This is a genomic window from Phaeodactylibacter xiamenensis (genome assembly GCF_965229835.1).
Lineage (GTDB): Bacteria > Bacteroidota > Bacteroidia > Chitinophagales > Saprospiraceae > Phaeodactylibacter > Phaeodactylibacter xiamenensis.
This window is the reverse complement of the sequence record NZ_OZ245931.1, coordinates 1801385-1826918: the sequence shown is the minus strand read 5'-3', so window position 1 is coordinate 1826918 and position 25534 is coordinate 1801385. Positions and strand designations below refer to the sequence as shown.

The window sequence follows — 25534 nt, the reverse complement described above, 5'->3', positions numbered from 1 at the left end:
TTCGGGTAAAACGGAATCAGCGGGCTTTTCTCTTCCCTGTTTTTGAAAACAGCAAAGTTGCTCCAAGATAAATTCCGGCAATGATACTAAAAAATGGCGATTTTGACTGAGTATAACCTATGGATATATTCAGAATCTTAGAAATCAGAACGGATAACCAATCGCAAGGTTGTAAACAATATTTTCCGTCCTCCAGTTCGGAGATCCAAATGCAACCTCATCAAAAACCCAGCGGTTGCCTGGTTCGTTGTAAGGCTTACGGAAGGGAAACGCTATATCCAGTCGGAGTACAAAGTAGGAAATGTCCAGCCGGAGGCCAAGCCCGCCGCCAATAGCGATTTGACGATAGAATTCATCCCATTGGAAAACGCCCGATTCGGTACCGGTATCCGCCGGGCCTTGTTCTACCAGCCAGATATTACCCGCGTCTACAAAGGCGGCACCCTTGAGGTAGCTGATGATGGGAAAACGGTATTCCACATTCGCTTCCAGCTTCAGGTCCCCGGTCTGGTCCTGAAAGGTCTCGGCATTCAGTGCTTCCACCGGGGTCGCACCCGGGCCAAGGGTACGGATTTGCCAGGCTCTTATGCTGTTGCTTCCGCCCACAAAAAACTGCCGGATGTAGGGAATAGAGCTGGCATTGCCATAGGGCTGAGCAATCCCAATGTTTAACCGGGCCAGCCAGTCGGTTTGTTTTTGGTACCAATGGTATTGAATACCCGCATCGACTCTTAGAAACTGTGCAAAGGGCATACCCAGTAACTGGTAGGGAGTGGAGCCATCCGGGGATAATAAACGGGCAATACCGTAGCTCAGATTACCAGCCGGCTCCACGGAGGCAAACATCGTCAGATAGTCCTCCCGCTTACCGGGGCGCCTTTCACTATAGTTGTACTCAAAAATGGTGCTTAGTATGAGGTTGTCTTCGAAAGATGCCCTGAGCCTCGGGTTGCCGGCCAGCCGTTCCTCAAACTGATCCGTGCTGCTCAGCAGTTGGGTGCGGGTCAGTTGTACTGGCTTCCAGGTGTACCGGTGCAACCGGCCGGGCTGCCAGTCAAAACCGTAGGAACCAGACAGGGAAAACAGTGAAAAATTGTTGGTCCGCCGCTGGAAATCACCCCGGAGTTGGGCCGTGGTACTGGATTGCCAGGCCTGCTCTCCTTTCAGCCAGTTGTAAGGCGCAACCATTCCTGGTAGCCGAAGACTGGCCTCGAGCCCGATATTGTAGCTGTTGATAAAGTCGACCTCTCCGCCAATCTGTGTGGCAATGTTGGTAGAGAGCTTGAGGTTGAACCGTTCGGCACCCCCAAACAGGTTGCGGTGGGCATAGTTGAGGTTGACACCGCCATTCAGGGAACTGCTCGCTGTGCTCAGGGAGCTGACTTCCAGCTCGGCAGAGAAGTTTTGCGTCAGATTTGGAGTCAGATAGAAAGAACGGTCCAAAAACAGGCTGTCGCCCTCCTCGCGGACCTCCACCTTCAGGTTGACAAATTTGTAGGCGCCCAGCCCCATCAGCCGGTTGGTTGACTTTTGCTGCAGGGACTGTACGAACAGGTCGCCCTTGTCCTGAAGAATAGTGCGGCTGAGGACCTGTGGCTTGACAAAGTCTCGGTTTTGGAGGTACAAAATACCTTCTTCCTCCACTGTATCCTTATAATTCCATTCGGGCTCTTCCAGGTAGTAAACGGGATATACCTTTGTTTGACCAATATAATGCCGTTGATAAGGGTTGCCGGATGGCGATTCTGCAAGCCTCAGGAAAGCCTTTACATTATGCTGCTCAGCGGTGGTATCAAGGAAGTAGTAAAAATGCCGGGGGCTTAGCCCGTAGAATCCATTCTCATTGCCGGAATTGGCCAGCCTCGACCGCTCCTCAGACAGGCGCTGCGTCTGATAAGGCTGATTTTGCCAGACAGAGGAGTCCGAATGGGCTTTCTGAATAAAGCGGCCGATGTCATTAGTGTCTGCTGGCCAGTCCATACCTGTCAGCTCATAGCGGGTACCCGGTGATAACCGATAGACTGCAGAGACCGTTTGCTTTTTCCGGATGGTATCCATTTGTACCCGGGCCTGCAGGTACCCCTGGTCCAGCAGTTGCTTTTCAAGCCGCAGCTGGCTGGTTTCCGCTTCCTGGAAATCAAAAATCGCCGGTGGTTCTCCGAGTTTGCGTTGGACCCATCGGTTAAACTTGCGGTCTTTCCCACTTGCAGCGTTGTAGATGCCCAGCCGGACAGGCATGCCCAGAAAGGACTGATTGGGTTGCTGGGCAATAGCGCTTTCCAGTGCAGTAGAGCTTACTTCGGGCTTTGAGCCGGTGTATTCCAGTTTTGCTCCGGTGTAGAGGTACTGCCCTTCCTGCAAGGTTCGGGTAGGCTGGCAACTAACGGCCAGGAGCAGTAAAACGGACAAGCCAGAGATGTGTAGCAGCGTTTTAGTCATCGGTATTATTCTTTTGAGTACTGTCCCGGCGCAGATCGCCGAAGGAGCGCTGATAGATAAGACTGGCACCGGTGCGTATACCGTTGGAGAAAATGTCGTAGTCCGGGCGCCGGAATACCCGCACTTTGTAGCGGCCGTCTTCAGTAAGCTGATACTCCAGGCGGAAGTCTCCGGCAAGGACGGTGTTTTGCCCGGCAGCTTCGCTGTCGCTCATGCCCAGGTTGCCGCCCACCTGAACCGAAAGCCGGTCATTGAACAACTGTTTGGACAGGCCAAGGTTGACTTCCGTGACAGTTTCTCCAGAAGCGGCAGAAGCATCCGTAGTATAAGAGTCAACGCCAATACTGAGGTCCACGCCCTCTACATAGTTTTCTGCCAGCCGGTTAAGCTGATTGGTGAGCAGGGTGCTTACGCTTGACAGCGCGATATTCTCACCTGCGGTCGCCAGGTTACTGCCCCCTGATCCCAGAAAGGCATTGAAGAGCAACAGGCCAAAGACCTGTTTATTCAGCTCAGACTGATTCCCGCGCAGCTGAGCCATCTTTTGATTGAGGATGGATTCCAGATTGGCAGAAACCTGCTCGCCCAGCTGAATGTCGAACAGCAATTCGGGCTGTTGCAAATCACCTTCCAGGTCCAGCAGTACTTTGACTTGCTGTCGGCGGCGGGCAGCGCGCTCCTGTTCGGGCGTGAGCTCAGTCTCCTGTTGTATAAGGCCAAGAACCGGCGTCTCTGTCTGATAAGCTGCACGGATGTCGAAGCGGGCTTGCAGCGGGTCGCCCGGGAGGTAAATGCTGCTGCCTTCTACAATAGAAAAGCTACGTTTGACCAGCCCTTCGTAGTTCATCTGGTAGCTCCCGGAAGTCACTTCGATATTTCCAGTGGTGGACATTTGCCCGTTGGCATTGAGCTCCACGAAAAGATTGGCGCGGCCACGGGCCTGCAGCTGATCTCCGGTAGAAGGGTCAATGATCGCTGTTATCTGGGCATCAGGGGTTAGGTTGAGCTGCAAAGTGAGGTTGTAGCCCGAAGAGCCCGTTTCGTATACTTTTTCGGACCGTGCGGCAGTATCCGCAGCAAATGCCTCAGGCGACTGAAAAATGATGTAGTCTTCACTGACAATGGCTTGCTCTTCGCTCAGCGGCAGGGCGGTGAGGGCGGTGCCGGGCAGGGTAGTCGTTTCCACATTGACATTGAGGTCATCAATAGGGCCCCGGACCTGTGCATCGGCGCTCACGAAGACTTTGCCGTAAAACAGGTCATTGTCTCCGGCATTAGTGTTGAGCACCTGGAACCGGGAGGTGGTGAACCTCAGGTCCGTTTCAATATTACCGAAATGTTCATGCCGGATCACCCCGCTTAGCTGAGCCGGTTGATTGTTGCCATCCACAAGCGCCATGTTGCCGAGTTGGATACTGTTTTCTGTCAATTTAATCTGATGACTTGGCACGGTGAACCGGGTTTGCAGGTAATTGACAAATGCGGATAGGCTGTCTGCGGTAATTGTGCCGGTTCCCAGCGGCTTATCGGTGGAGCCGCGGAGTGCCAACCGGGCACTAATAGCGCCCTTTAGTTCTTTGACGGCACCCTGTGTGAAAAACTCAAATGGTGCAATGGGGAGTTGATCAGCGTTAAGGTCTGCCTGAAGCGCGCCTTGCTCAAGGTTGTAGGTCCCTTTCAGATTCAGGCGTTCTTTGGGGTCTTTCAGCAAAAGGCTGAGTTTGAGCTGCCTGGGGTCAGTATCAGGCTGAAGGCTTAGCTCCATCTGCCCGAGAGTGGCCCCATTCAGTTGCAGGTCGCTCACCTGGGCGTCCACCACATATTGCAATAGGGTGTCCAGGGGTTGAAGCTTCGCCTGCGCGTTCAGCCGGCCGCTGAGCAAGGTCGTGTCCTGCCCGACCAACTTACTGATTTCCTTTAATCGGAACTGCTCAAAACGCACCTGAAGGGGAGGCACGGCGGCGCCAGCTTCCGGCGAAAGGGTCTGCAATGCAATGCCTTGCTGATTGCGGGATATACGGAGGTCAGCAGACTGCAAGGCCTCTGGAGAGAATACGACGGAGTTGCCGGAAGACACCTCCCAGGGCCGGCTGTTTAGCATAAAGTCTGGCAGCACTTGTACGCGGTAGGCGTTGGAGTCGGGCTCCAGGAGGGCGTTGAGGCGGAGGCGGGTTTTCTGATCCCCGCCTTTGATGAGCAGGTTGAGGTCCATACTGTCGCGGTACAGCCGGGTGCTAAGTTGGGTAGGCCCCACAAGGAGCTGGGTGTCCTGTCTGACAGCCTGAATATTTAGGGATTGCCAGAGCGCATCGGCAGATTGGCCATCCAGTGCCAGGCTGTCGATGATGATGCCGGCGTAGGACAGGCTGGGTATACCGCCTTTTAGGTCAAGGCGCTTCTCCGGGGTGCTGAATTCAAACCGGATCCAGGCGGTATCCAGCTGCTCCAGGTCAGGCACAAAAAACCGGGTCAGGGGCACGGGGTTGTCCAGCTCCAGGGTGAAGACAAAGTCCTGCTCCGGCAGTTCGGGAGCCACCTTTGTGCTGTCGGGGGGCTCTGCCGGACTGACCCATTTTTTAACGGGGAAGTATCCATCGGTAAATTCAGCCAGAGCAGGTACGAGCGCTGCTAAGCGGAAGTCTCCCCTCATGTCTGCACGGAGGAAGGGGCTTCGGAAGCGGACCACTCTTTGTCCCTGTGCTATGCCCGTTGCCGTGAGTTCAAGCTGTTCAGCGGTATAGCTCTGCTGTCCGTCGCTCAGGCGTAAATCTTTGATGCTGGCTGTTCCTTCCAGATCGTGCAGCTGGCTCCCTGTCAATTCAGTACTCATGCTGGCGGTTACGCGCAGTGTGGTAGGGTAGAGGTTGAGCTTTTGCAAATTCAGCGTATCCAGGCTGGCATCGAAGCGGAAGGTGGGCAGGCTGTCGGTCAGGTTCGCCAGTCCTTCAAAGTGGAACTTTAAATTGGGATCATTGATATCCAGTCGCCCTTCAAATTCCCGGGCATTGATCCGGCCGTCGAGGCTCAGCCCCTGGTAGGCATAACCGAAAGCTTCGAGCTGGGTGATATTGCCATCAAGATTAGCGTTGATACTGTCGGGAGAGAGCCCGCGGCCTTCCCCCCGCAGTTCGAGGGAAAGGTTGCCCAATTCGGGGTTGTTAAGTACCTGTCCCATAGCAAGGGCTTCCAGCTTTAGCTCCCCTTGGTAGCTGGCATTTGCATAGTCTTCCGTAAACCGGAGCTGGATATCGTGATTGGCCGTGCCGGCCTCAGTCCGCAGTGTGCCATCCAGCTTAAAGTCGGTCAGTGTGCCGGCTATGGTTCCGTTATAGTAGCTGTGGCCAAATGCTTCAAGCGGAGCCGGTATGGTGTCATTTAGGAAACCCCGCAAATCGGCGGGCTGTGTGCGCAGGGAGTCTACGGTAAAGGTGAACTGTAGCTTTTCCGGAGAAGTGATGTCACTGGCCTGTAGCTGACCAAACATTGCGGTGAAGCTTTGGCTACGCAATGCCAACCGGTTAACTTTTAATTGCCGGGTGTTGCCTTTGATGAAACCCGTGAGCCTTAGCTGCCCGAGTGGCGCAAGACCTTCAGCTGGCAGGGGCTGCCCTTTTAGGTATTGGTTGAGCTGCGCGGGAGAAAGGTCTATGGACTGCAGGACCACCTGTAGTGCTAATTCTTCGGGCAGGGTAGCGTTGGCGATGGCACCACTTAGCCGGGCATTCAGTGCCTGCCCCCATTTCAGCCGGAACTGCCCGATGTTGAGGTCAGACACATAGCCATCCACCTGGCCGGATAATTCCAGGGGCGGTAATGGGCGAGGAGCCAGGAAGGGTAGGGGGCCACTCCAGTAATACAGGTCTTCCTGGTCTATCTTTCCGGTGCCGAGGCTGACGGACAGGTGCACGGATTCCGTGAAATTGGCAAGGTCGCCGAATTGATCGTACTGTAACTTCAGGGTGGAAGGGGCGAGGCTGCTCTTTGGGGTCTGAAAAGACAGTTGAGTCAGAGCGGCACTGCTGTCTGAAAGCAGTAAACTGGTATTGAGCGATTGCAATTCGAACCCATTCCATTCCTTAAAGGCGAGGTTGTTCATTTGCCCGGACAGCGCCAGGCTATCCCAGCGTAATTCAGTGGCATCAAGTGCCAGGTTTTGAAAATGCAGATGGGCAGGGTCGAAGCGCCCGCCCGGCCCGGCAGGCTGCGTGAAGTCATCGTAAGCGACATCCACAGCATCAAGCCCCATTTCCCGTACCTCAATTGTCCAGCCGGGAAAGGGGAAGGCGATGGCTGTGTCGGCGGTATCCCCGGGGGCACTGGATACGGCTTCTTCCGTATTGCCCCACATAGCTACTGATGCAAAGGACTGTTTTAGCTGGAATCGATTAATACCGACTTTCTGCTGATTGAGGTCGAATTGATGAAGGGCGCTTTCCAGTGTGCCGATCCGGGTGTAAACGGCCATTTTGCTCAGGCTGTCGGTCCACGAGAAACGCACATTATCCAGGTCCAGTGCTTTAAGGTCGAACTTCCAGGGAGAAGGTTTGGATGTAGTGGTGTCTGGGGTAGTGCTTCCAAAAGCGTCGAGCAGGTAGGTAAAATTAAAGGTGCTGTCGGGACGGCGCTCCAGGTGCGCAACAGCGTCCTGCAGCGTAAACTGGCTCAGCTGTATTTCTGATTGGAACGGGGCGAAAATACTAAGCTGCGCATCAATCCGACCGGCATATAATAAGGTGTCTTGCTGCTGGTCCTCAAGGTAGACCCCTTCCAAAACCAGCTGATTGAAAAAATCAATGTAAATCCTGTCAATGTCAAAGCGCGTTTGTATCCGTTCTTCCAGATAGCCCGTTGCCTTATCCGCTATCTTTTGCTGTATGGCAGGAAACTGCAGGGCTGTCCACAGTAATACCACGAGCAGCATCAGGGCGAGCAGAGCATAGCTCAACCATTTGAGCAGTTTGTTGAGCAAAGGATACGGTGTGTTCAAAGGCGGAGGCTTTTGTACTTGAAAAGGTCTGTAAATAGAACGGTAAGTAGAGGGCGAAGTTTGGAAAGCGTCAGAACTGCCGGCATTATTTTTCCGCAGCAACCCTCTGCATTTTAGAGCTATAGCTGCTGGGGTAGAGCTTCCCGCTCTGTTCCAGCTTATCCAGGCTTTTTGGGCTAGGCACCAAGCTAGTGCCTCAAGCCATAAACCCTTGACACCCCAAGTTTCGTTCTTTTCCGCCTACTCTTCGTTGAAGAACCGCTCCTTTAGCTGGGGCTAAAGTCGCGAACCTTCGCCTTGATAAGTCGAAAAATAACTTCAACTTAAGTATCAGAGATATATGACTTGAGACACTAGGCAAACCGCAAATGCTGCCGGGCTATTCAAAAAGTGCCATTGGTTATGCACAGGGGCGCTGGACTTTAACCGGAGAATTCCTTATGTTTGAATGGGCGGCTCGGCTGCGCTGTTAAAAGTGTAGCTTTTGAGGCTATCCCGTAAACGAGTGAAATATATGAAAGAAGCAGTTGGAACTATACCAGCCTCATTGATTTATGAAATGGTCGAAGACCAACCGATTTACTATAGAGGATATCAACAATTTCTAAATCCGAAGGGGCAAAAAACAGGGCCAATAGGTAGTAGCTTCCTGCAATCACTGATTATATCGAACCTCGTCCTTTTTATAAATAAGCACCTCGGGAGCAGGTATATTGTGCTTACCAATGGGGTAGGGATTCAATTGTCAAAGGGAACCTGGAGAGCAGCAGATATTGCCCTGTTTGAACCTGGTCAGATTGATATTTCACAGGCCAGTAATAAATACATTAACGTCTCTCCAAAGGTGGTGATTGAAATCGATACCAAGGCTGAAGTTGCTGAGATCAGCGATACTTTTTCCTACTACAACGAAAAAACGGAGCAACTTTTGGATTTCGGAGTAGAAAAGGTCATTTGGATTTTTACGGATTCAAAGAAGACCCTCATTGCCACTCAAAAGAAGGAGTGGGCATTAGTAGATTGGTCTAAAAACATTAAGATCACTGACGGCCTTGAGATTAACATAGAGGAAGTCATTCATGACATTCAGGGTGGAATGGGTGATGCCAATGACTGATTTTTATGCCTGATGGACAAGATCATATTTTTGGATTTGGACGGTGTTCTCATCAATCCCTTCCCTGCCTGGAAGCCGGATGAGGAAGACCGGGACGGCTATGCCCGGTTCAATCCGGACTGTACCGCCCACCTTCGTACCCTCCTGGAAGCTTATCCGGCCTTAAAAATTGTCATCAGTTCTTCCCGCAGGGTAGGGAAAAGCCTGGAGGAGCTGGAGGCTATTTTTGCTTTTCGGGGCATTAAAAATAAAGTCATCGGCAAAATACCTGAGCCCGGGGAGCAATATCTTAGCCGGGCAGAGGAGATTGTACAGTATGTCGGGCAGCAGGGGCTGCGCCACTTTCTCATTCTTGATGATGACCGTTCATTGTTGCAGCTTCCAACAGCTTATGCTCCTTATCTTGTTTTGACTGAGTACCGGGCCGGATTTGACGAAGCGTGTCTGGAGAAAGCCATAGGAATTGTGGAGGGATGGGAAAATAAAACTTAGAAAGCCCACCTTTCTCAAAGAAAAGCGGGCTTTCCGGTCTGGCTTAAAAGCCAGGATGTGCGGTGAACGGTCCTTAGAACATCTCCGTAGCCGCAAAGTGGAAGCTGGCTTCCCGGGCTGCGTTCTCATCGGAGTCGGCACCGTGTACAGCGTTCTCACCAATACTTTTGGCAAACAGCGCACGGATGGTGCCAGGTGCTGCTTCAGCGGGGTTAGTAGCGCCGATCAGCGTACGGAAGTCTTCTACTGCGTTGTCTTTTTCCAGTACAGCCGCCACGATTGGTCCGGAAGACATGAAATCAACAAGCTCGCCGTAGAAAGGGCGCTCCTTATGCACTTCGTAAAATTCGCCGGCTTTCTCGGTGGAAAGCTTGGTCAGCTTCATTGCTACAATGCGAAATCCAGCTTCGTTGATTTTGGCGAGGATGGCGCCGATGTGCCCGGCTTTGACGGCGTCGGGCTTGATCATGGTGAAGGTCTTGTTACCAGCCATATTGTGTTTAGATTTTTTGCAGTTTTGAAAATTCGCTGCAAAAGTAAGCAAACCTCCCCAAAGCTGGGTAGTCTGAGAAGGATAAAGCGCAGAACTTTCTCCGTTAACAGTACGCTGAAATGCCGGAAAGGGATGGTAGGTGAGGCCGCGCCTTTTCCGCAGTGGCAGAACATTTGTTGAGCCCTGGCAGGATTAACCCTTTCATTTTCAATCCCTTTTACAACCGTCTTCCTTTATTCTTGGTTAAATTCATTAATTTTCTCAACTTCGCGGTCTGACGCTGTAAGATACAATGGAGAACATCACACAACTAAAGGCACTGCTCGGAGTGCCAAAAAATATAGTCATTACGACCCACCGTAATCCTGATGGCGATGCCATTGGGTCGAGTCTTGGGCTTTATCACTTTCTTAATAAAGGGGGGCATACGGTTCGTATGATCACGCCTTCTGAATATCCGGAAAACTTTTCCTGGATGCCGGAGATCGAGAAGATGGTGGTTTATGACATTGATCCCGAGTATTCCCAGGAGCTGGTGGAGAAAGCGGACATCATTTTTTGCCTGGATTTCAATGCACTCGATCGTATTGATAAACTCGGCGACCTGATCGAGCCCACCAAGTGCCACAAAGTGATGATCGACCACCACCTTTACCCGGAAGGGTTTGCTGATTTCCTGCTTTCGGACACTACTGCGAGTTCCACCTGTGAACTTATTGTGGACTTCATCCATCTTCTGGGGATGGAATCCGATCTGGATGTAAAAATCGGGGAGTGTCTTTTTACCGGTATTATTACGGATACGGGCTCTTTCCGCTACAGTACATCGGCTAAGCTTTACCGCATCGTTGGAGAGCTGGTGGAGCTGGGCGTGGACGATTACAAGCTGCAGGACCTCATCAATAACAGCATGAAGGAAAAGCACCTGCGCCTACTCGGGCATTGCCTGAACAACCGTATGGAAATCCTCGAAGAATACAATACCGGGATTTTTTACCTCACGAAGCAGGATTACGAAGACTTTGACATTCAGAGAGGCGATACAGAGGGGATCGTGAACTACCTGCTGAAGATCAAAAATGTAAAGATGGCGGCTTTCATCATGGAGCAGCCCAAGATCGTCAAGATTTCCCTGCGGTCTAAAGGTGATTTTTCCGTTCAGGAGATTGCCCAAAAACATTTCAAGGGCGGCGGGCACAAAAACGCTTCCGGCGGGTTTTCTTTTCAGCCACTGGAAACAACTCTGAAGCGTTTCAAAGGAGTGCTGCCACAGTACAGGGATAAGCTGGCAGCCGCTGTTATTTAGAATAATTCACTCATTTATATCAACAGACCAAGATTTTATGCGAATCCAATTGCTTTTTATTTTGCTCGTTGGGCTCACGGCGGCATCCTGCCAGCAGGAACCGACGTTGCAAACCACACCGAGCGGCTTTGAATACATGCTGCATACCGATAATGGTGGCGAAAAGCCGGTTGCCGGTGATTATGTGACTTTTCACGCTTACATGCGCAATGGGGACTCCATTGTCTACAGCAGCCGTGATCAGCCGAAGCCACCTTTTCTTCAAATTCCTGCAGAGGCTCCGGCTAACCGCCCGCCCAATCCTATTGAGGAAGTGCTGCAGCTGATGGGAGATGGCGACAGTGCTACGGTGCTTATTGCGCTGGATACTTTGCCACAGAAGCCCAAAGGCTTTGAAAATACAGATGTGATGTACTACGATTTGGTCATCGCAGATATCAAGTCTGCTCAGGATTATGCTGCTGAGCAAAATGCCAAAATGGAAGAAGCTCGTAAAAAGGCAGAAGAGATGCAAAAGCGAATGCCTGAGGTAGAAGCTTTAGTTCAGGCTACCCTGGAAGGCTATAAGAATGGCACATTGGGCGATCAGTTGAAAGAAACCGGTTCCGGTCTGAAGTATGTCATCCACGAAGAAGGCGATGGTGCACAGGCTGCCCCCGGTAAAACGGTTGGCGTTCATTACTATGGTGTGCTGGTTGAAGATGGAAATAAATTCGATGACTCCTTCAGCCGTGGGCGGGCACTAGACTTGCCACTTGGTCAGGGCCGGGTCATTCCGGGCTGGGAAGAAGGCATTGCCCTTTTTAAAGGCGGAACAAAGGCCACACTTTTCATCCCGGCAGAGCTGGGCTACGGTGAGGCAGGTTCTCCTCCTGCGATTCCGGGTGGCGCAGAGCTTATGTTTTACGTAGAGCTGGGCGAAGTACAATAGCTATAATAATTGAATTCAACGCGGCGGCACCGTGTCGGAAAGACTGGGTGCTGCCGTCTCTTTTTTTAACAGCGGGCAGTGCCTGGGCATTGCTCCAAACCACGACAGAAGGTATGACTGCAGATCAGTTGAAAAACTTGCAGGACCGCCTGGCTGCTTTAGGGAGGTATCTTTGACGTCGGTAACCGGCGCATGCAAATCAAAGATAAAGAACAGCAGTCCATGGACCCCAGTTTCTGGGATGATCCAAAGCGGGCCGAAACGATTCTTAAAGAACTGAAAAGCCATAAAAACTGGCTGAGCCTCCACGATGAGCTGGAGGGCAAAATTGAAGACCTCGAAGTCCTCTACGAATTCTACAAGGAAGGAGAGGGCACTGAAGAAGAGGTCGATAAGCGCTACGATGAAGCATTGGCTGCATTGGAGGATGCCGAGTTCCGTTCCACCCTCAACAAGGAGGAAGACGAACTGAACGCCATACTGGAAATCAATGCCGGTGCGGGTGGTACCGAAGCCAACGACTGGGCCGAAATGCTCATGCGTATGTATGTCATGTGGGCAGAACGCAGCGGGTACAAGCTCTCGGAGCTTAATAAGCAGGAGGGCGATGTAGCCGGTATCAAGTCAGTATCTCTGGAGATACAGGGCGACTTCGCCTACGGCTGGCTTAAAGGGGAGAATGGCGTCCACCGCCTGGTGCGTATCAGTCCCTTCAATGCCCAAGGCAAGCGGATGACCTCCTTCGCTTCGGTTTTCGTGCACCCCATGATTGACGACCGCATTGAGGTGGAAATTAACCCGGCAGACCTGGAATGGGACACCTTCCGTGCTTCCGGTGCGGGCGGGCAGCACGTCAACAAGACGGAATCTGCCGTGCGGGTACGTCACCTGCCGTCAGGTGTAGTGGCGGAATGCCAGCAGGAGCGTTCCCAGCATATGAACCGCGAGAAGGCGATGCAAATGCTCAAAAGCCGTCTCTACGAGCTTGAGCTCCAAAAGCAGCTGGCTGAAAAAGATAAAGTTGAGGCTCAAAAGATGAAAAACGAGTGGGGCTCCCAAATCCGCTCCTACGTATTGGATGACCGCCGGGTAAAAGACCACCGTACCGGCCACCAAACCAGCCAAACAGACGCTGTCCTGGACGGCGACCTCGATGGCTTCCTCAAAGCCTATCTGATGAATGACTCGGTGGAGGGAGGGGAGTAAACCCCGTGTCTCATCGGGTTTACTAAGCTAAGCCATTGCCTGGGCATTTACCCGGTGTGCTTTTGGTTTGCTCCTGGTCAGCACGCCCGGTGAAAGAAGAGCGCCGAGCGAAACAGCCTCACCGGGTGCACTAAGCTAAGCCGTTGGAGGGGCATTCACCCGGTGTGCTTTTTTCCTGTGTCTATGTTCAATACGCCCGGCGAAGGGAGTGCGCCGGGCGAAACTATCTCACCGGGTGTAGCTATTGCCGGGGCATTCGCCCGGTGTGCTTTTGGTTTGCTCCTGGTCAGCATGCCCGGCGAAGGGCCCGACTACGTTTTAGACTACGTCGGGCGGAGAGTGCGCCGGGCGAGACCGCCTCACCGGGTTCGCTTTTCCGGGGCTCTTTGCGGGTGTTGGTGGAATGAGGGGCTAGCAGCCTGTCGGAGATGTGCTGATGCGGCGAGAGCGAGCAAATATTGCTCTGAACAAGGCACGAAGAAGGAACATAGCCTGAGCTACGTGACTGATGAGCAACGAAGTGCAGAATAATATTTGCCGTTCGCAGACCATTGAGCGCCTCTCCGACAGGCTGCTAGGGTAAGCTTAAGCAGAGCTCCTGGCGAAGTCTAGGCTCAAGCTCTACACCAGCAGCGCTCTGCTCTCCGGCAAGTTGCATGGGAAAAGCCGGAGCAGAGCACCAGGTCGCTTGCTTCTCCCGCCCAAATGCTTACCATCCCATTTCCCCCCCCCCCAATGCAATACCTTTAGCCCCATTTCACGTTAAAAAAGCTAAAAAAGGATGCCGCAAAAATCTTCCACCCTCTGGTTCCGCATTTTGCAATGGAGTGCCGCGAGTGTACTGTTCGCCCGCGGCTGGCAGCATTTGTACTGGGATGCGCCCTTTCGCACCCTGCTTTGGGACCAGGCATGGATGGAAGGTGCCGTACAAACCGTTCTGGGCATGGACTGGCAAGCCTATGTCACCCACCCAAATACCGATTGGTGGATTCAGCAGATGGTATTCGGCACCGGCGTATTTTACGTGCTGGCTGGGTTGGTAGCGATTACCGTCCAACGTTGGGGCAGGGCCGGTCAAGTGGTGTTATGGATGAGCAGCTTTAGCCTGTTGATCCTGGCGGGGCTGTACTGCAAAGAAAAGTTTTTCTTCCTGGGCCAGTTTTTGGAATACGCCCTTCAGTTTACGGCACCGGCAGTACTGGCCTGGGTAGCCGTTGCGCCGGGCCGGCGGTTCAACCGGTCTTTGCTGCTGTTCCTTAAAGTTTGCATTGCGCTGACCTTTACCTGCCACGGGCTGTACGCAGCAGGATATTATCCCCGGCCAGGCTACTTTGTCTTTATGGTCATGAGTATACTGGGAGTGGATGAAGTTGCAGCCGTTTATTTTTTGCAGGTTGCTGCTGCCCTGGATTTTATCCTGAGCGTACTGATTTTCCTGCCGGGGCGCGTCGCCCGCATCGCACTGGCTTATGCCGTGTTTTGGGGGCTGTCCACCACCATCGCCCGCCCATGGGCTTATGCCTATGTGGCAACGTGGGATACCGTGCTGTTGCAATGGGTGCACGAAGCAATCATGCGTTTCCCGCACTTTCTGGTGCCGGCACTTGCTCTTGGGCTATCGGGCGGATTCAAACGGCTGCCCCAAATCAGACAGCAGTTTGAGTTGGTCCTAAAGCGCTAGAATTTCCGCCATCCGGACCAGGTCATTGTCCAGGTTTTTGGACTTGGTAATGGCCTCCGCAAATGGTGTGTATTTGATTTTGCCGTTGACCAGACCAGTCATGACATTCTGTTGGCCTTTTACCAACCCTTCCACAGCATGAAAGCCCAGGCGGCTGGAAAGTACCCGGTCAAGTGCAGTGGGTGATCCGCCACGCTGCAGGTGGCCAATAATGGTCACTTTGGTATCGTAAAAATCAAACTTTTCCTTGACCTGAGCCGCGATCTCACTGGCGTTACCATTTTTATTGCCCTCTGCAACGATGACTACGCTGAAGAGCTTCTTGCGCCGGGCGCCCATCTTCAGGAACTCCACCAGTTCCTCAATCGTAGTATCCGTTTCCGGGATCAGAGCACTGGCTGCACCGCTACCGATAGCGGTATTCAGGGCAATGAAGCCTGCGTGCCGCCCCATTACCTCCACAAAAAACAACCGGTTGTGAGAATCGGCGGTGTCCCGGATTTTATCTACTGCTTCGATGGCGGTATTCACTGCCGTATCAAAGCCGATGGTCATGTCCGTACCGTAAAGATCGTTGTCTATCGTGCCCGGCACGCCAATAAATGGAATATTATACTCTTCGGTAAAAACAGAAGCTCCCGTAAAGGTACCATTGCCCCCAATGGCTATGCAGGCTTCAATATCATGCGCGAGCAGGGTCTCATAGGCAGAGCGCCGCCCTTCCGGAGTCATGAACCGTTGGCTTCGGGCTGTCTTGAGAATCGTGCCTCCCCGGTGGATGATATTGCCCACATCGCGGCGCTCCAGGCGCTCCAGATCGCCATCGATCATACCTTCATACCCTCTGCGGATACCGTAGACGTGCATATCGTGAAAAGAAGCGTTACGCACAACGGCCCTGACGGCAGCATTCATGCCCGGGGCATCGCCACCGGAAGTAAAAACAGCAATGCGTTTGATCTCCTTGCTCATTCGTTTAGTTTTATCCTTGTGTCAAATGCGACTCCATTTTTATTCGTGCTCTATACCAATCGGCTCTCTGAAGGGTTGAGCCCTGCATATCAGGCCATCGGGGTTTGTCCACTAACCAAGCCGCAAAAGTAGGCATTTATTCTTCGGTGTGGAAGCGGACCAGCTCATCAATCGGCTTCTGAATAAAGTTCCCCATCTCCATATCCCGCGCATCAAGGATGACACTTAGTGTTTGCTTAAAGTAGTACGCTACCGAGCCGATAAAATGCACAGGCAGGCTCATGTGGTTTTTATATTTGCGTACGTGCCGGTCAATAAACTGCTCAAAGGAATCAAACAGGATCCGCTGAATGAACGGGTGGTCCTGATGATCGCCCATAAACTTGGTAAACGAAGCGAGGTACACATTGGGCGGCTTACCGCTATACACGTTATCCAGAATAGATTGTTTGCCTCCTTTCAGGCTTTCTTCCAGTTCATCGTGCAGCTTCTTAGGCATCTCCCGGTAAAAAAAGGCCCGGATGAGGCGCTTGCCCAGGTGGGTGCCGGAGCCTTCATCGCCCAGCAGGTAGCCAAGGTTGGTCACGTTGTCAATCACATCCTTTCCATCGTACAAACAGCTGTTGGAACCCGTGCCGATAATGCAGGAAATGCCCGGGTCATGCCCGCAGGTGGCGCGGGCGGCCCCCAGCAGGTCGTGGTGCACTTCAATGTCTGCATTCGCGAAAATACGGTCCAGCGCTTTCTGTACGGTGCTCTTCAGCCGGGCATCCCAGCAGCCGGCGCCGTAGTAAAAAACTTTACTCGCCTCTTCCGTGGCAACTTCCGGTACTAAAGACTTCTGGAGCTCATTAAAAATGACCTCCTCAGAATGAAAAACCGGGTTAAACCCCATTGTGGTAATACTCTGTATCCCCGAGCCGCTGATCATCTTCCAGTCGGCTTTGGTCGAGCCACTATCTACTACTACTATCATGACTGTCCTTTTAACTCGGCTAAAGGTAGTGTAAATTATACACTAAGTAAAAAATTCGGTTTCAATTTTTTCCCTGCTATTCTGTTTGGTTTGGGCGTTGATTCCGTCCCATTTTTTCGGTATGCGGTTTCGGTTCGCTTGTTGCGCCCCTGATCTGACCTGTTCCTGACAGATATAGTTGCCTATTCCCGCAAAATATAGTTATTTCAAGCCCTGAAGTGAAAATGAGATTATGACAACATACTGGTGGAAAATTCTGGGCGTCCTTATCTTATGCTATGTGTTCATAGCCGGGATGATTGTACCGCTTAATCCGGGCATTTCCGGCGTGTCTCCGGGCAGTCTGCGCACGGGGCAGGAAGCTGTTTTGACAATCACAGGCTACAATTCCATGTACACCCAAAGCCCGGAAGTCCGGGTCTGGCTGAAAATGGATGATGAACGTGCCCTTGGCGCACAAGCCGTTAAGGTATTGGATGATCGCCGACTGGAAGCTACCTTTGCCATTCCACCCTACCTTCCGGTGAACCGCAAAGTCCAGGATTTTACACTGGTGGTGGATAACGAAAAGGATGGCACCTCCGTCCTGCCCAGTGCGGTGTTTGTCACTCAGGATAGTGTGGCGCCCGAGCTGGGTGCTGCTGCCTTTCCCAATACACCCATAGAAGGGCTGAACGAACGCTGGACTTTCACCTTCCCCTTCCGGAATATCCTGTATGAAACGATCCGCAATACGTACTTTCACGTTGCGCTGTGGTTCGCGATGATCTTTATCTTCATCGGTGCCCTTACCTATAGTATCCGCTACCTTCGCCAAAGTGACCTGCGGCAGGACTGCAATGCACAGGCATTTACCAAGGTAGGCATCCTCTTTGGTATACTGGGCCTGGCAACCGGTGCCATTTGGGCTAAACACACCTGGGGTGCCTACTGGAGCGGTGATGTCAAGCAAAATATGACCGTCATTGCGCTGTTGATCTACCTGGCCTACTTTATCCTTCGCGCTGTATTTGATGACCCGGACAAGCGGGCGCGCATTTCAGCGGTGTACAACATTTTTGCTTTTGCTGCCCTCATCCCCCTCATCTACGTCATCCCGCGCCTGACCGACAGCCTGCACCCGGGCGCAGGGGGCAATCCGGCACTGGGCGGTGAGGATTTGGACAACACCATGCGGCTGGTCTTCTATCCGGCTATCATCGGATGGACCCTTATCGGGCTATGGATGGCTAGTCTGCTCGCCCGCCTGGAGAAAGTACGCTTGAAGTGGTTTGATGTGCTGTAGCGCACGCCTGCTAACTTTTTAAAGCCTGCTTCCACACCTGTGAAGCCTGATTTGGAATTGGACAAATGACCTGAAAAACCATGAGAAACGAATTCTTAGTCTTTGCATTTTTATCCCTTGGTATACTTCTTTTGGGTGCCTATTTCTTTTGGCCGCCACTTATCTGGGGGTTAGTGTTGCTGGCACCGGTACTTGGGCTCGGCTTTTATGATATGGTGCAGACCCGCCACACGGTGATGCGCAATTTTCCGGTTTTTGGCCGGGGGCGGTATGTGTTGGAGGAACTTCGCCCGAAGCTCTACCAGTATTTCATTGAATCTGATACCAACGGGCGCCCCATCAACCGGATTTACCGCTCGGTGGTCTATCAGCGGGCGAAAAAGGTACGCGATACTACGCCCTTTGGGACACAGCTCGACCTTTACCGGGAAGGGTATGAATGGCTCAACCACTCCATCGCTGCCAAAGATGCCCACGACCTCGTACAGGACCCACGGGTGACGGTTGGGAATGCAGCCTGCCGTCAGCCCTATTCTGCCAGCCTCCTGAATGTATCCGCTATGAGCTTTGGCTCCCTGAGCAAAAATGCCATTATGGCGCTCAATGGTGGTGCTGAAATGGGTGGTTTTGCCCACAACACCGGAGAGGGCGGCATCAGCCCTTACCACGAAAAGCACAACGGCGACCTGATCTATCAGTTTGGTACCGGTTACTTTGGCTGCCGCACGCCAGACGGGCAGTTTTCCCCCGAAGCCTTCGCGGAGCGCGCGGCTTCTCCACAGGTGAAAATGATAGAAGTGAAATTGTCACAGGGCGCCAAGCCTGGCCACGGTGGCATTCTGCCGGCAGCGAAGAACACACCAGAAATTGCCAAAATCAGAGGGGTCAAAGTGGGGACTTCGGTACTCTCTCCTCCCGGGCACAAGGCTTTCTCCACCCCTCAGGGCCTGGTGGCGTTCATCGGGCAGCTTAGGGAGCTTTCGAAAGGCAAGCCGGTGGGCTTCAAGCTTTGCATGGGCAGTCGTTCGGAGTTCATGGCTATCTGCAAAGCCATGATTGAGGCCGATATCTACCCGGACTTTATCGCTGTGGATGGGGGAGAAGGCGGTACCGGCGCTGCCCCGCCCGAGTTTTCCAATTCAGTGGGCATGCCCTTCCGGGAAGGCCTGGCGACCGCGTATGACATTTTGCATGGTTTTGGCATTAAGCAGCATATTAAGCTTTTTGCTTCCGGAAAGATCCTTACGGGTTTCCACATGTTCCGGGCCTTTGCGCTGGGTGCCGACGCCTGCTACAGCGCCCGTGCCATGATGCTGGCGCTGGGCTGCATTCAGGCCCTGGAGTGCAATAAAAACAACTGCCCAACCGGCGTGGCTACCCAACGCCCCGAACTGGTGCAGGGGCTGGTAGTAAGCGATAAAAAAGTACGTGTGGCGAATTTTCAGCAGGAAACCATCAAAAACTTTGTGGAACTGCTGGGCGCTGCCGGGCTGGAACACCCGGATCAGATTACCCGCCATCATATTTATCGCCGGATCAGCATGCATGAGGTCAGGCGGTACAGTGATTTATACCCGGAAATGCCCGAAGGCTGCCTGCGGGATGAGCATATGATTCCTGCGGACTGGCAGATGGATTGGAAAATGGCACGGGCCGACCGGTTCTAAGACCCCTCGGACGGCCGTTCGTCCTGGCTTTCCGAAATCTTTCTGGGCGAAGGTTCCAGGCGCACATCCCGATAGTGGCGCTTGAGCCAGGTGGCCAGCCCGTCAAGACCAGGGAACAGAACCCGCTCGTTAATATTAGACTGGTCCAGCTTATCCCGGATTTCCCACTTGAGCTCTGCCGGGATAATGATCTTAAAGTAGCGCACCTTGCGTCCGATCAGCCAGTCACTGAGCAAGGTGTTGGGGTCCGACATCATGGAAAAGACAGCATATTGATTCACAATCCGGTCATCGATTGATGGAGGCTCGAAGAAAACGGCGAAATCGTCATTTTTCAGATTTCCGAGCTTGGACAGGCTGTCCACGGCACGCTCCAGCATTTCAGCGGTAAAGATATGAGACCCTTCCTCTTCTATGATGAGCGCGAGCTGATCGGGCAGATGTAATTTCGAATCTACATAGTTGACCGCCCAGATGACGCCGTCCCGGTCGTAGCGGTTAAAGTCATTGGTAGTGAAATGCAAGGCAACATAGGGCGAGTAAGTCCAGTCGAGCAGGCGGGTGGGCAGGCCGTGGTGCTGAGCCAGCGCCAGCCAGTTCCAGACGGAGGTATACTCTGAGCGGATTTGCTTGTGAGAGTACTTCCGGAAATTGCGCAACAGGTGCTTTTCCAGGTGCGATTCTCCCAACCGGTTGAGGGTGGAAGTCAGCTCGAAATTGATATCCTCCATGCCCCGGTACACATAGCCCGAGCGGAAGCGCTGCAACTGGTCATTCCAGGAGTCGTGGTAAAGTATGTCTTGCAGTTCGTTCCAGGTTTTTACCCGGATGGTTTCCCCTTGTGTAAGCATGCTGCAAAGGTAGGTAGATTTCAGGAGGGATGCAGGTTTGAATAGGATGGATCGCCAGGGTGGGCAAAAAAAAGGCGACGCAGCCAAAAAGACTGGGTCGCCATTGCCACATCATCATAATTTTTAAAATCGGGTAACTTCTTTACTGTTTCAAAGATAGAGGGCTAATCCGCTGTCTGCAAGGGATTTGTGATCAGTGGTGGGAATTGTGGTGAATGGTTAAGCGTCTTCGCCCCGGGCTTCCAGGTATTGATGGATTTCGGTCTTATAACCCCGGCTTGATGCCAGCGCCTCACCGTTGCGCAGGTGAAGGGTATACTGATTGTTCCCATCGTACTGCACCCGCTCAATAGCATTAGTGTTGACCAGTAACGATCGGTGGATACGGAGGAACTGCCCTGCCGGCAGCGCATCTGCCACGGATTGCAAGGTCTGCCGGATGAGGTGCCTGCGAGACCCGGTATGCGCAATGAGGTAGTTGCCATCGGCTTCAAAATGCTGTACGTCCAGCACATTGATCTCAAGGGTGCGGCCTTTGTCCTTGACTTCCAGAAACTGCAGCCCGGGGGCGCTTTGTGCTTCGTGCTGTTTTAGCATATGGACCATCTTTTGGTGCAGCTCTGCATTTTCCCTGGTCTGTATCTGCTCCCGGGCGTGGTCCAGCGCCTGCCCGAAGCGGTCATCATCGTAGGGCTTGAGCAGATAATCCACTGCATGCACATCAAAAGCCTTGAGCGCATACTGATCATAGGCCGTGACAAAAATGATGAAAGGCAGTGGCTTGAGTTCTTCCTGCTGCAGGACATCAAAGCCATTCAGGTCAGGCATTTCTATATCGAGAAAAACGAGGTCCGGCTGGTAATCCCGCATTTGCCTCAGTGCTTCCCGGCCATTTTTGCATTCTCCAATACATATCACGCCTTCGGCTTGTTCCAGCAGTTTGACAATCCGCGCCCGGGCCAGGGGCTCATCGTCTACGACAAGTGCACGGATGACTTTCATAGCGTTGGTTTTTGAGTGGGAATGGCCAGGGTGACCACAAAGCCTTCGCCGGGAGCAGATTGCAACCCGAAGCCTGCCCGCTCCCCGTAAAGCAGGGACAGGCGCTCCCGCACATTCTGCAGCCCAATGCCTTTTTTGAGCAAGGCTGACTGTTCGGCGGTACTGCCTTTTCCGTTGTCCCGTACCTCCAAGAGCAGCTGCTGTCCATCGGCGATCCGACCGGCAATAGTGATTTTCCCATCTCCGCTTTGACTGGCAAACCCATGTTTGATGGCGTTTTCAACGAGCGGTTGCAGAATCAAGCTCGGTACCTGCACCTGTTGTGCCTGCTCTTCTATATCGAATTCAACTTCCAGCCGGTCCTGAAAGCGGGTCTGCTCTATTTTGAGGTAGTTTTGAATGAACTCCAGCTCTTCCCGCAGGGGAATAAGGTTGCTTTTTTCCTGGTCCAGAACCACCCTCAGCAGGCTACCCAGCCGGGAGACGATACGCTGGGCTTCCTTTTTATCAAATTCCATGAGGGCGGAAATGGTGTTCAGGGTATTGAACAGGAAGTGGGGCTGTAGTTGCAGGCGCAGGGCATTGAGTTGTGCGCCCGAGAGCTGCGACTGTATTTCTGCCATGGCAATCCGCTGATCGCGCAGCTTCCGCTGAAAATTGATCGCCGAGTAAATGGTGTAAATGATACCGAACTCCACCATACGTGAAATCAGGGCAGCAGGAAGGGCACGGAAAATATGCCGGAACGTATCCGCCGAAATCAGCTCCTTGCCGGTAAAGTGCAGCATCCCAAAGAACAGAATATTGGAGACCAGTTCGTGCAGGACAGAAAGCCCGAACCCGATCAGCAGAATGCTGCCAATCAGGCGGTAGCGATCCTGATGCTCCTGAGTGCGCCTGATCCAATGGTGTACCAGCGGAAAAAGGATGCCCCAGGTAGAGTAGTTGGCCACATGCAGCCACAGCCGTGGCCATTCAAACTGATAATTTTCCCGCAGGTAAAGCAGAAATAGGTAGTCTCTAAGGCTCCACAGCAAACCCAGCCCGATCGCGATCAGGATGGCAATACCCCAGGAAATGGGTGGCTTACGAAGGTTCATAGGGCAAATTTAAGGCAAATTCATGCACTTGCCTACCGCCATGTGGCCGGCGCTTTGTATTGGGACGATTAGTTGACCACATTTTGCGGTGCTCCTGCCTGAAAGGCCCTGATGTTGTTCAGGGTGATGTCCATAAGGCGCTGCCGGGCTTCCAGCGAGGCCCATGCCAGGTGAGGCGTGAGGATGCAGTTCGGGGCGCTGATGAGCACATTGCCTTCTTTGGGTGGCTCGGTGCTGAGCACATCGAGTGCAGCTCCTGCCAGTTGCTTCTCCTGGAGGGCAAGCTTCAGGTCTGCTTCCTGTATCAGTCCGCCCCGGCCGGTATTGATGAGGTAGGCCGTGGATTTCATGCGCTGCATCAGTTGGGCATTCACAATCTCACGATTGGCCTCAGAAAGAGGGGCATGCAGAGAGATGACATCACTTCGTTCGAACAATTCCTCCAGGCTGACAAACTCCACGCCGGGGCGGGCATCCCGCTCGGGGTGTTTGTGGGTTGCCAGGATTTTCATGCCAAATGCCTGCGCCAGGTCCGCCACCCGCTGCCCGATGCGCCCGAAGCCGTAAATGCCAAAGATTTTTCCAGCCAGTTCAGGTAAGGTGCGCAAGGTATAGGCAAAATCATCGCTGCGCTGCCATTCGCCCGCCTGCACGCTGATGTGGTGTTGGTACACCTTATTGGTTAGCGCCAGCAGGAGCGCAAAAACGTGCTGCGCAACGGAATCCGTACTGTACCCCACTGCATTGCATACCGGAATACCGCGTTCCCGGGCGGCTTGTAAATCGACGTTATTGTACCCGGTAGCGGTGACGCAAATACAATTCAAATTGGGGAGTTGCGCCAGCTCGTTTTTCCCCAGCACCACTTTATTGACGAGGAGGATATCCGCCGGCCGTCCCCGTTCCACCACCTGTTCTTTGGGCGTAAAGTCATGGATTTCGTACTCGCCGAAGGTGCTTAGCCCTTCCCAGCTCAGGTCTCCGGGGTTAAGCGTTCTTCCGTCAAGCGCTATTATTTTCATAAGCGTTGCTGTTTTGTTGTGTCAGGGTGGAAGGTACAAAAAAGCAAAACAGCAATTGTCCTGTGCTATCTTTTCAATTGTACCTCCAGCCATGGGGCTTCAAAAGTATAACCTTCTACCTGCAGGTAATTGGCAAAGCGGGGCAGGGCGATGGTCCGCCTTTGGTTGCCAATGGATACGACGAGCTCGTCCCCGTATTTGTTGACGGTGAAATCTTTGTCCTGTACGAAGGGGAGTTTCAGGCGGGCAGTGTACCCTCCGGTAATCTCCCGCAGTTCGAAGGGCTTGTCTTGATACAGCACTTCCATAAAGTCTTTCCGGCCGCCGTAGAGCGACTGCCCGATTTCCTGTAGCAGTTCCTGCCCAAACACCTCCCGCCCCTGATGGGCGAGTTTGAAGATGGGCAGGGGCTGAAAACTTTGCTCGATTTCCTCAAGGTAGTCCGCCTGTTGGTCCAGGTACTGCTCAAAACCTCCCGCCCGGGCTGCTTCCGGCAAAATGCGGTTGACCAGAACGGCATCCACATTGTATCCATAAAGCTGCAGGTAGGTCAATGCCCGTTTGGCTTCCCGGATGACCATGCGCTCCGGATTAAGGACAACGCGTATACTTGAAATCTCCGGGTCCTGCATGACTTTCTGTATGCGTTCCAGCTTGTCAAAGAGCCGCTCCAGTTCGTCCAGCCCGTAGTCCAGCGGTATTCCAGTCATACCCCGGACCATTGCCCCAAACCCCTTCATGGCAAACCGTTGTCCCGGGAAGGCTTTCATGACCCAGGACTGTGTGACCTGCGGAAGCGACAGCAGGCTCAGCGTTTCGCCCGTAGGCGCACTGTCAATGACGATAAGGTCATAGAGGCCCTCCCTGTGGTACTCCTCCAGCCACAAAAATGCGGAAGCCTCCTCCATGCCGGGCAGGGCGGAGAGCTCCTCCGCAACTACATTTTCCACGCCCTGAAAGCGGAAGGTGGCCAGCATGAGCTGCCGGACGTTTTCCCAGTGCTTTTTCATAGAGTAGTACACATCCACCTCCTGAGCGAAGAGGTTAGGGGCAATCTCCTGAGGCTCGGGGGTGAGCTCCTGATCAAGGGCATCGGAAAGGCTGTGGGCGGGGTCAGTGGAAAGGATGAGTGTCTTGGTGCCGTACTGAGCGGCCTGCAGAGCTGTTGCCGCAGCCAGTGTGGTCTTTCCCACGCCTCCCTTTCCGGTGAAGAGCATAATGCGCATAGCTTCGAGATTTAGTTATGCTTTAAAAGGAAAGGCAGTCCAAAAAGTTAGGGAGATATAAGTATCGGAGAGGGTTGACTTAAGGACGTTTTAAGAGCTGAACCGATAAAGGGCTTCCTGCCAATCATAGGGCTGAAAACGGATTCGCCAGTTGTGCTGCTTCAGGCCCAGGGTGCGGACTAACAATTTTCTGATACCATGAAATCCTCCAAAATCGCCAAGGTACCAGCGCATGAGCGGGGTGGTATGCAAAACGCTCTGTGTTTCGTCAACAACGGTTTCCTGCTCCAGAAAACCGTGCGTGGCAACATCTAATTGCTCGCTGATCATATCTTCCCGGTAAAAACCAATGGGCGGGCAGCCGCGTGCCCCACAGTTGAGCGCAAAGTGAATACGGTAGTCCGGACGCCGAAGCATCAATTTATAAACGCTTAACCTGAATAAGGGGCTGGGGAGATAGCCCAAAGCCCATTTGGCCCGGCACCGCCTTAGAATCCCGTGCTCAATATCATCAAGGCTGAAGCGTTTACCGGCAATAGGGACAAGGGGCTCCCGAAAAATATCGGGGCGTTCCCATCCCTGTTGCCGCAAAAGCAAAAAGTAAGCATTGTAAATATTGATCCAAAAAGCTTTTCGGGCATCCTCGGTATTCAGCGCCTGCTGAAGCTCCGGAATAGTCATAGACATGAGTGTTGCCTCAAGTGGACGGCTTGGCTTACGGTCCCTTAGTGCTAACAGTAATTGCTCAGCAATTTGCGGTAAGGTGTGTTTGGATGGTGTT

20 protein-coding genes are annotated in these 25534 nt (G+C 52.9%); 9 read left to right on the top strand and 11 right to left on the bottom strand.

Going from position 1 to position 25534, the window contains the following annotated elements; all coding sequences use genetic code 11:
- Positions 1-144: 144 nt before the first annotated feature.
- Complete coding sequence (locus tag ACO08I_RS06725; protein ID WP_421948876.1) at positions 145-2439, bottom strand: BamA/TamA family outer membrane protein; 2295 nt, start codon at positions 2437-2439, stop codon at positions 145-147.
- Positions 2432-7426, bottom strand: a complete 4995-nt coding sequence (locus ACO08I_RS06720; protein ID WP_421948875.1) for a translocation/assembly module TamB domain-containing protein — start codon at positions 7424-7426, stop codon at positions 2432-2434. The genes ACO08I_RS06725 and ACO08I_RS06720 overlap by 8 nt, the downstream gene beginning before the upstream one ends.
- Before the next feature lie 514 nt (positions 7427-7940).
- Between ACO08I_RS06720 and ACO08I_RS06715 the strand changes: the two genes are divergently transcribed.
- Together ACO08I_RS06715 and ACO08I_RS06710 are read left to right on the top strand one after the other, a co-directional pair.
- Positions 7941-8543, top strand: coding sequence for a Uma2 family endonuclease (locus ACO08I_RS06715; RefSeq protein WP_421948874.1), 603 nt, complete (start codon positions 7941-7943; stop codon positions 8541-8543).
- Between the two features lie 12 nt (positions 8544-8555).
- A complete protein-coding gene (locus ACO08I_RS06710) occupies positions 8556-9035 on the top strand; it encodes an HAD domain-containing protein (RefSeq protein WP_421948873.1) in 480 nt (159 codons plus the stop codon).
- Between the two features lie 73 nt (positions 9036-9108).
- Here the strand turns inward: ACO08I_RS06710 and ACO08I_RS06705 are convergent, their stop codons facing one another.
- Positions 9109-9528 carry a nucleoside-diphosphate kinase gene (locus ACO08I_RS06705; protein WP_044229163.1) on the bottom strand — a complete coding sequence of 140 codons (420 nt, stop codon included), beginning with the start codon at positions 9526-9528 and terminating at the stop codon, positions 9109-9111.
- Positions 9529-9820: 292 nt separating this feature from the next.
- Here ACO08I_RS06705 and ACO08I_RS06700 point away from each other — a divergent pair, with 292 nt between their 5' ends.
- The 5 genes from ACO08I_RS06700 to ACO08I_RS06680 all read left to right on the top strand — a co-directional run bounded on the left by ACO08I_RS06700 (position 9821) and on the right by ACO08I_RS06680 (position 14652).
- Positions 9821-10834: a DHH family phosphoesterase gene (locus ACO08I_RS06700; RefSeq protein ID WP_282779357.1), complete on the top strand. Its 1014-nt coding sequence runs from the start codon at positions 9821-9823 to the stop codon at positions 10832-10834.
- A gap of 37 nt (positions 10835-10871) precedes the next feature.
- On the top strand, positions 10872-11765 hold the full coding sequence (locus ACO08I_RS06695) for an FKBP-type peptidyl-prolyl cis-trans isomerase (RefSeq protein WP_282779359.1): 894 nt from the start codon (positions 10872-10874) through the stop codon (positions 11763-11765).
- 113 nt (positions 11766-11878) lie between these two features.
- A protein-coding gene (prfB, locus tag ACO08I_RS06690; protein WP_282779361.1) for a peptide chain release factor 2 occupies positions 11879-12971 on the top strand; the annotation gives its coding sequence in 2 pieces (ribosomal slippage) (positions 11879-11938 and positions 11940-12971; 1092 coding nt in all).
- A 183-nt stretch (positions 12972-13154) separates the two neighbouring features.
- Positions 13155-13502 carry a hypothetical protein gene (locus tag ACO08I_RS06685; RefSeq protein WP_282779367.1) on the top strand — a complete coding sequence of 116 codons (348 nt, stop codon included), beginning with the start codon at positions 13155-13157 and terminating at the stop codon, positions 13500-13502.
- A 250-nt stretch (positions 13503-13752) separates the two neighbouring features.
- Positions 13753-14652 (top strand): hypothetical protein, encoded by a 900-nt coding sequence (locus ACO08I_RS06680; protein WP_421948872.1) that lies wholly within the window; start codon positions 13753-13755, stop codon positions 14650-14652.
- Here ACO08I_RS06680 and pfkA read toward each other — a convergent pair.
- A complete protein-coding gene (pfkA, locus tag ACO08I_RS06675; RefSeq protein ID WP_421949711.1) occupies positions 14641-15612 on the bottom strand; it encodes a 6-phosphofructokinase in 972 nt (323 codons plus the stop codon). The two genes, ACO08I_RS06680 and pfkA, sit on opposite strands and share 12 nt — an antisense overlap.
- A 148-nt stretch (positions 15613-15760) precedes the next feature.
- The gene (locus tag ACO08I_RS06670) at positions 15761-16600 is read right to left on the bottom strand and encodes a hypothetical protein (RefSeq protein ID WP_282779373.1); all 840 of its coding nucleotides are present in this window, start codon (positions 16598-16600) and stop codon (positions 15761-15763) included.
- 232 nt (positions 16601-16832) lie between these two features.
- Here ACO08I_RS06670 and ccsA point away from each other — a divergent pair, with 232 nt between their 5' ends.
- Both ccsA and ACO08I_RS06660 read left to right on the top strand, forming a co-directional pair.
- Positions 16833-17885: a cytochrome c biogenesis protein CcsA gene (gene ccsA, locus ACO08I_RS06665; RefSeq protein ID WP_421948871.1), complete on the top strand. Its 1053-nt coding sequence runs from the start codon at positions 16833-16835 to the stop codon at positions 17883-17885.
- Between the two features lie 80 nt (positions 17886-17965).
- Positions 17966-19552, top strand: coding sequence for an FMN-binding glutamate synthase family protein (locus ACO08I_RS06660; protein WP_282779377.1), 1587 nt, complete (start codon positions 17966-17968; stop codon positions 19550-19552).
- Here the strand turns inward: ACO08I_RS06660 and ACO08I_RS06655 are convergent.
- The 6 genes from ACO08I_RS06655 to ACO08I_RS06630 form a co-directional block, all read right to left on the bottom strand.
- On the bottom strand, positions 19549-20403 hold the full coding sequence (locus tag ACO08I_RS06655) for an FRG domain-containing protein (protein WP_282779379.1): 855 nt from the start codon (positions 20401-20403) through the stop codon (positions 19549-19551). The genes ACO08I_RS06660 and ACO08I_RS06655 overlap by 4 nt on opposite strands.
- A gap of 219 nt (positions 20404-20622) precedes the next feature.
- Positions 20623-21405 (bottom strand): LytR/AlgR family response regulator transcription factor, encoded by a 783-nt coding sequence (locus ACO08I_RS06650; RefSeq protein ID WP_421948870.1) that lies wholly within the window; start codon positions 21403-21405, stop codon positions 20623-20625.
- A complete protein-coding gene (locus tag ACO08I_RS06645; RefSeq protein ID WP_421948869.1) occupies positions 21402-22505 on the bottom strand; it encodes a sensor histidine kinase in 1104 nt (367 codons plus the stop codon). Before ACO08I_RS06645 ends, ACO08I_RS06650 begins: the two co-directional genes overlap by 4 nt.
- Positions 22506-22573: 68 nt before the next feature.
- Complete coding sequence (locus tag ACO08I_RS06640; RefSeq protein WP_421948868.1) at positions 22574-23527, bottom strand: D-2-hydroxyacid dehydrogenase; 954 nt, start codon at positions 23525-23527, stop codon at positions 22574-22576.
- 65 nt (positions 23528-23592) lie between these two features.
- Positions 23593-24753, bottom strand: a complete 1161-nt coding sequence (locus ACO08I_RS06635; RefSeq protein WP_421948867.1) for an ArsA family ATPase — start codon at positions 24751-24753, stop codon at positions 23593-23595.
- A gap of 90 nt (positions 24754-24843) precedes the next feature.
- Positions 24844-25434, bottom strand: coding sequence for a DUF547 domain-containing protein (locus ACO08I_RS06630; protein ID WP_282782123.1), 591 nt, complete (start codon positions 25432-25434; stop codon positions 24844-24846).
- Positions 25435-25534 lie beyond the last annotated feature (100 nt).

Excerpts from the sequence above, each read along its gene's own strand:
- ACO08I_RS06725 (WP_421948876.1), bottom strand. The coding sequence starts at position 2,439 with ATGACTAAAACGCTGCTACACATCTCTGGCTTGTCCGTTTTACTGCTC.
- ACO08I_RS06715 (WP_421948874.1), top strand. The coding sequence starts at position 7,941 with ATGAAAGAAGCAGTTGGAACTATACCAGCCTCATTGATTTATGAAATG.
- ACO08I_RS06710 (WP_421948873.1), top strand. The coding sequence starts at position 8,556 with ATGGACAAGATCATATTTTTGGATTTGGACGGTGTTCTCATCAATCCC.
- ACO08I_RS06705 (WP_044229163.1), bottom strand. The coding sequence starts at position 9,528 with ATGGCTGGTAACAAGACCTTCACCATGATCAAGCCCGACGCCGTCAAA.
- ACO08I_RS06700 (WP_282779357.1), top strand. The coding sequence starts at position 9,821 with ATGGAGAACATCACACAACTAAAGGCACTGCTCGGAGTGCCAAAAAAT.
- ACO08I_RS06695 (WP_282779359.1), top strand. The coding sequence starts at position 10,872 with ATGCGAATCCAATTGCTTTTTATTTTGCTCGTTGGGCTCACGGCGGCA.
- ACO08I_RS06685 (WP_282779367.1), top strand. The coding sequence starts at position 13,155 with ATGTTCAATACGCCCGGCGAAGGGAGTGCGCCGGGCGAAACTATCTCA.
- ACO08I_RS06680 (WP_421948872.1), top strand. The coding sequence starts at position 13,753 with ATGCCGCAAAAATCTTCCACCCTCTGGTTCCGCATTTTGCAATGGAGT.
- ACO08I_RS06670 (WP_282779373.1), bottom strand. The coding sequence starts at position 16,600 with ATGATAGTAGTAGTAGATAGTGGCTCGACCAAAGCCGACTGGAAGATG.
- ccsA (WP_421948871.1), top strand. The coding sequence starts at position 16,833 with ATGACAACATACTGGTGGAAAATTCTGGGCGTCCTTATCTTATGCTAT.
- ACO08I_RS06660 (WP_282779377.1), top strand. The coding sequence starts at position 17,966 with ATGAGAAACGAATTCTTAGTCTTTGCATTTTTATCCCTTGGTATACTT.
- ACO08I_RS06655 (WP_282779379.1), bottom strand. The coding sequence starts at position 20,403 with ATGCTTACACAAGGGGAAACCATCCGGGTAAAAACCTGGAACGAACTG.
- ACO08I_RS06650 (WP_421948870.1), bottom strand. The coding sequence starts at position 21,405 with ATGAAAGTCATCCGTGCACTTGTCGTAGACGATGAGCCCCTGGCCCGG.
- ACO08I_RS06645 (WP_421948869.1), bottom strand. The coding sequence starts at position 22,505 with ATGAACCTTCGTAAGCCACCCATTTCCTGGGGTATTGCCATCCTGATC.
- ACO08I_RS06640 (WP_421948868.1), bottom strand. The coding sequence starts at position 23,527 with ATGAAAATAATAGCGCTTGACGGAAGAACGCTTAACCCCGGAGACCTG.
- ACO08I_RS06635 (WP_421948867.1), bottom strand. The coding sequence starts at position 24,753 with ATGCGCATTATGCTCTTCACCGGAAAGGGAGGCGTGGGAAAGACCACA.
- ACO08I_RS06630 (WP_282782123.1), bottom strand. The coding sequence starts at position 25,434 with ATGACTATTCCGGAGCTTCAGCAGGCGCTGAATACCGAGGATGCCCGA.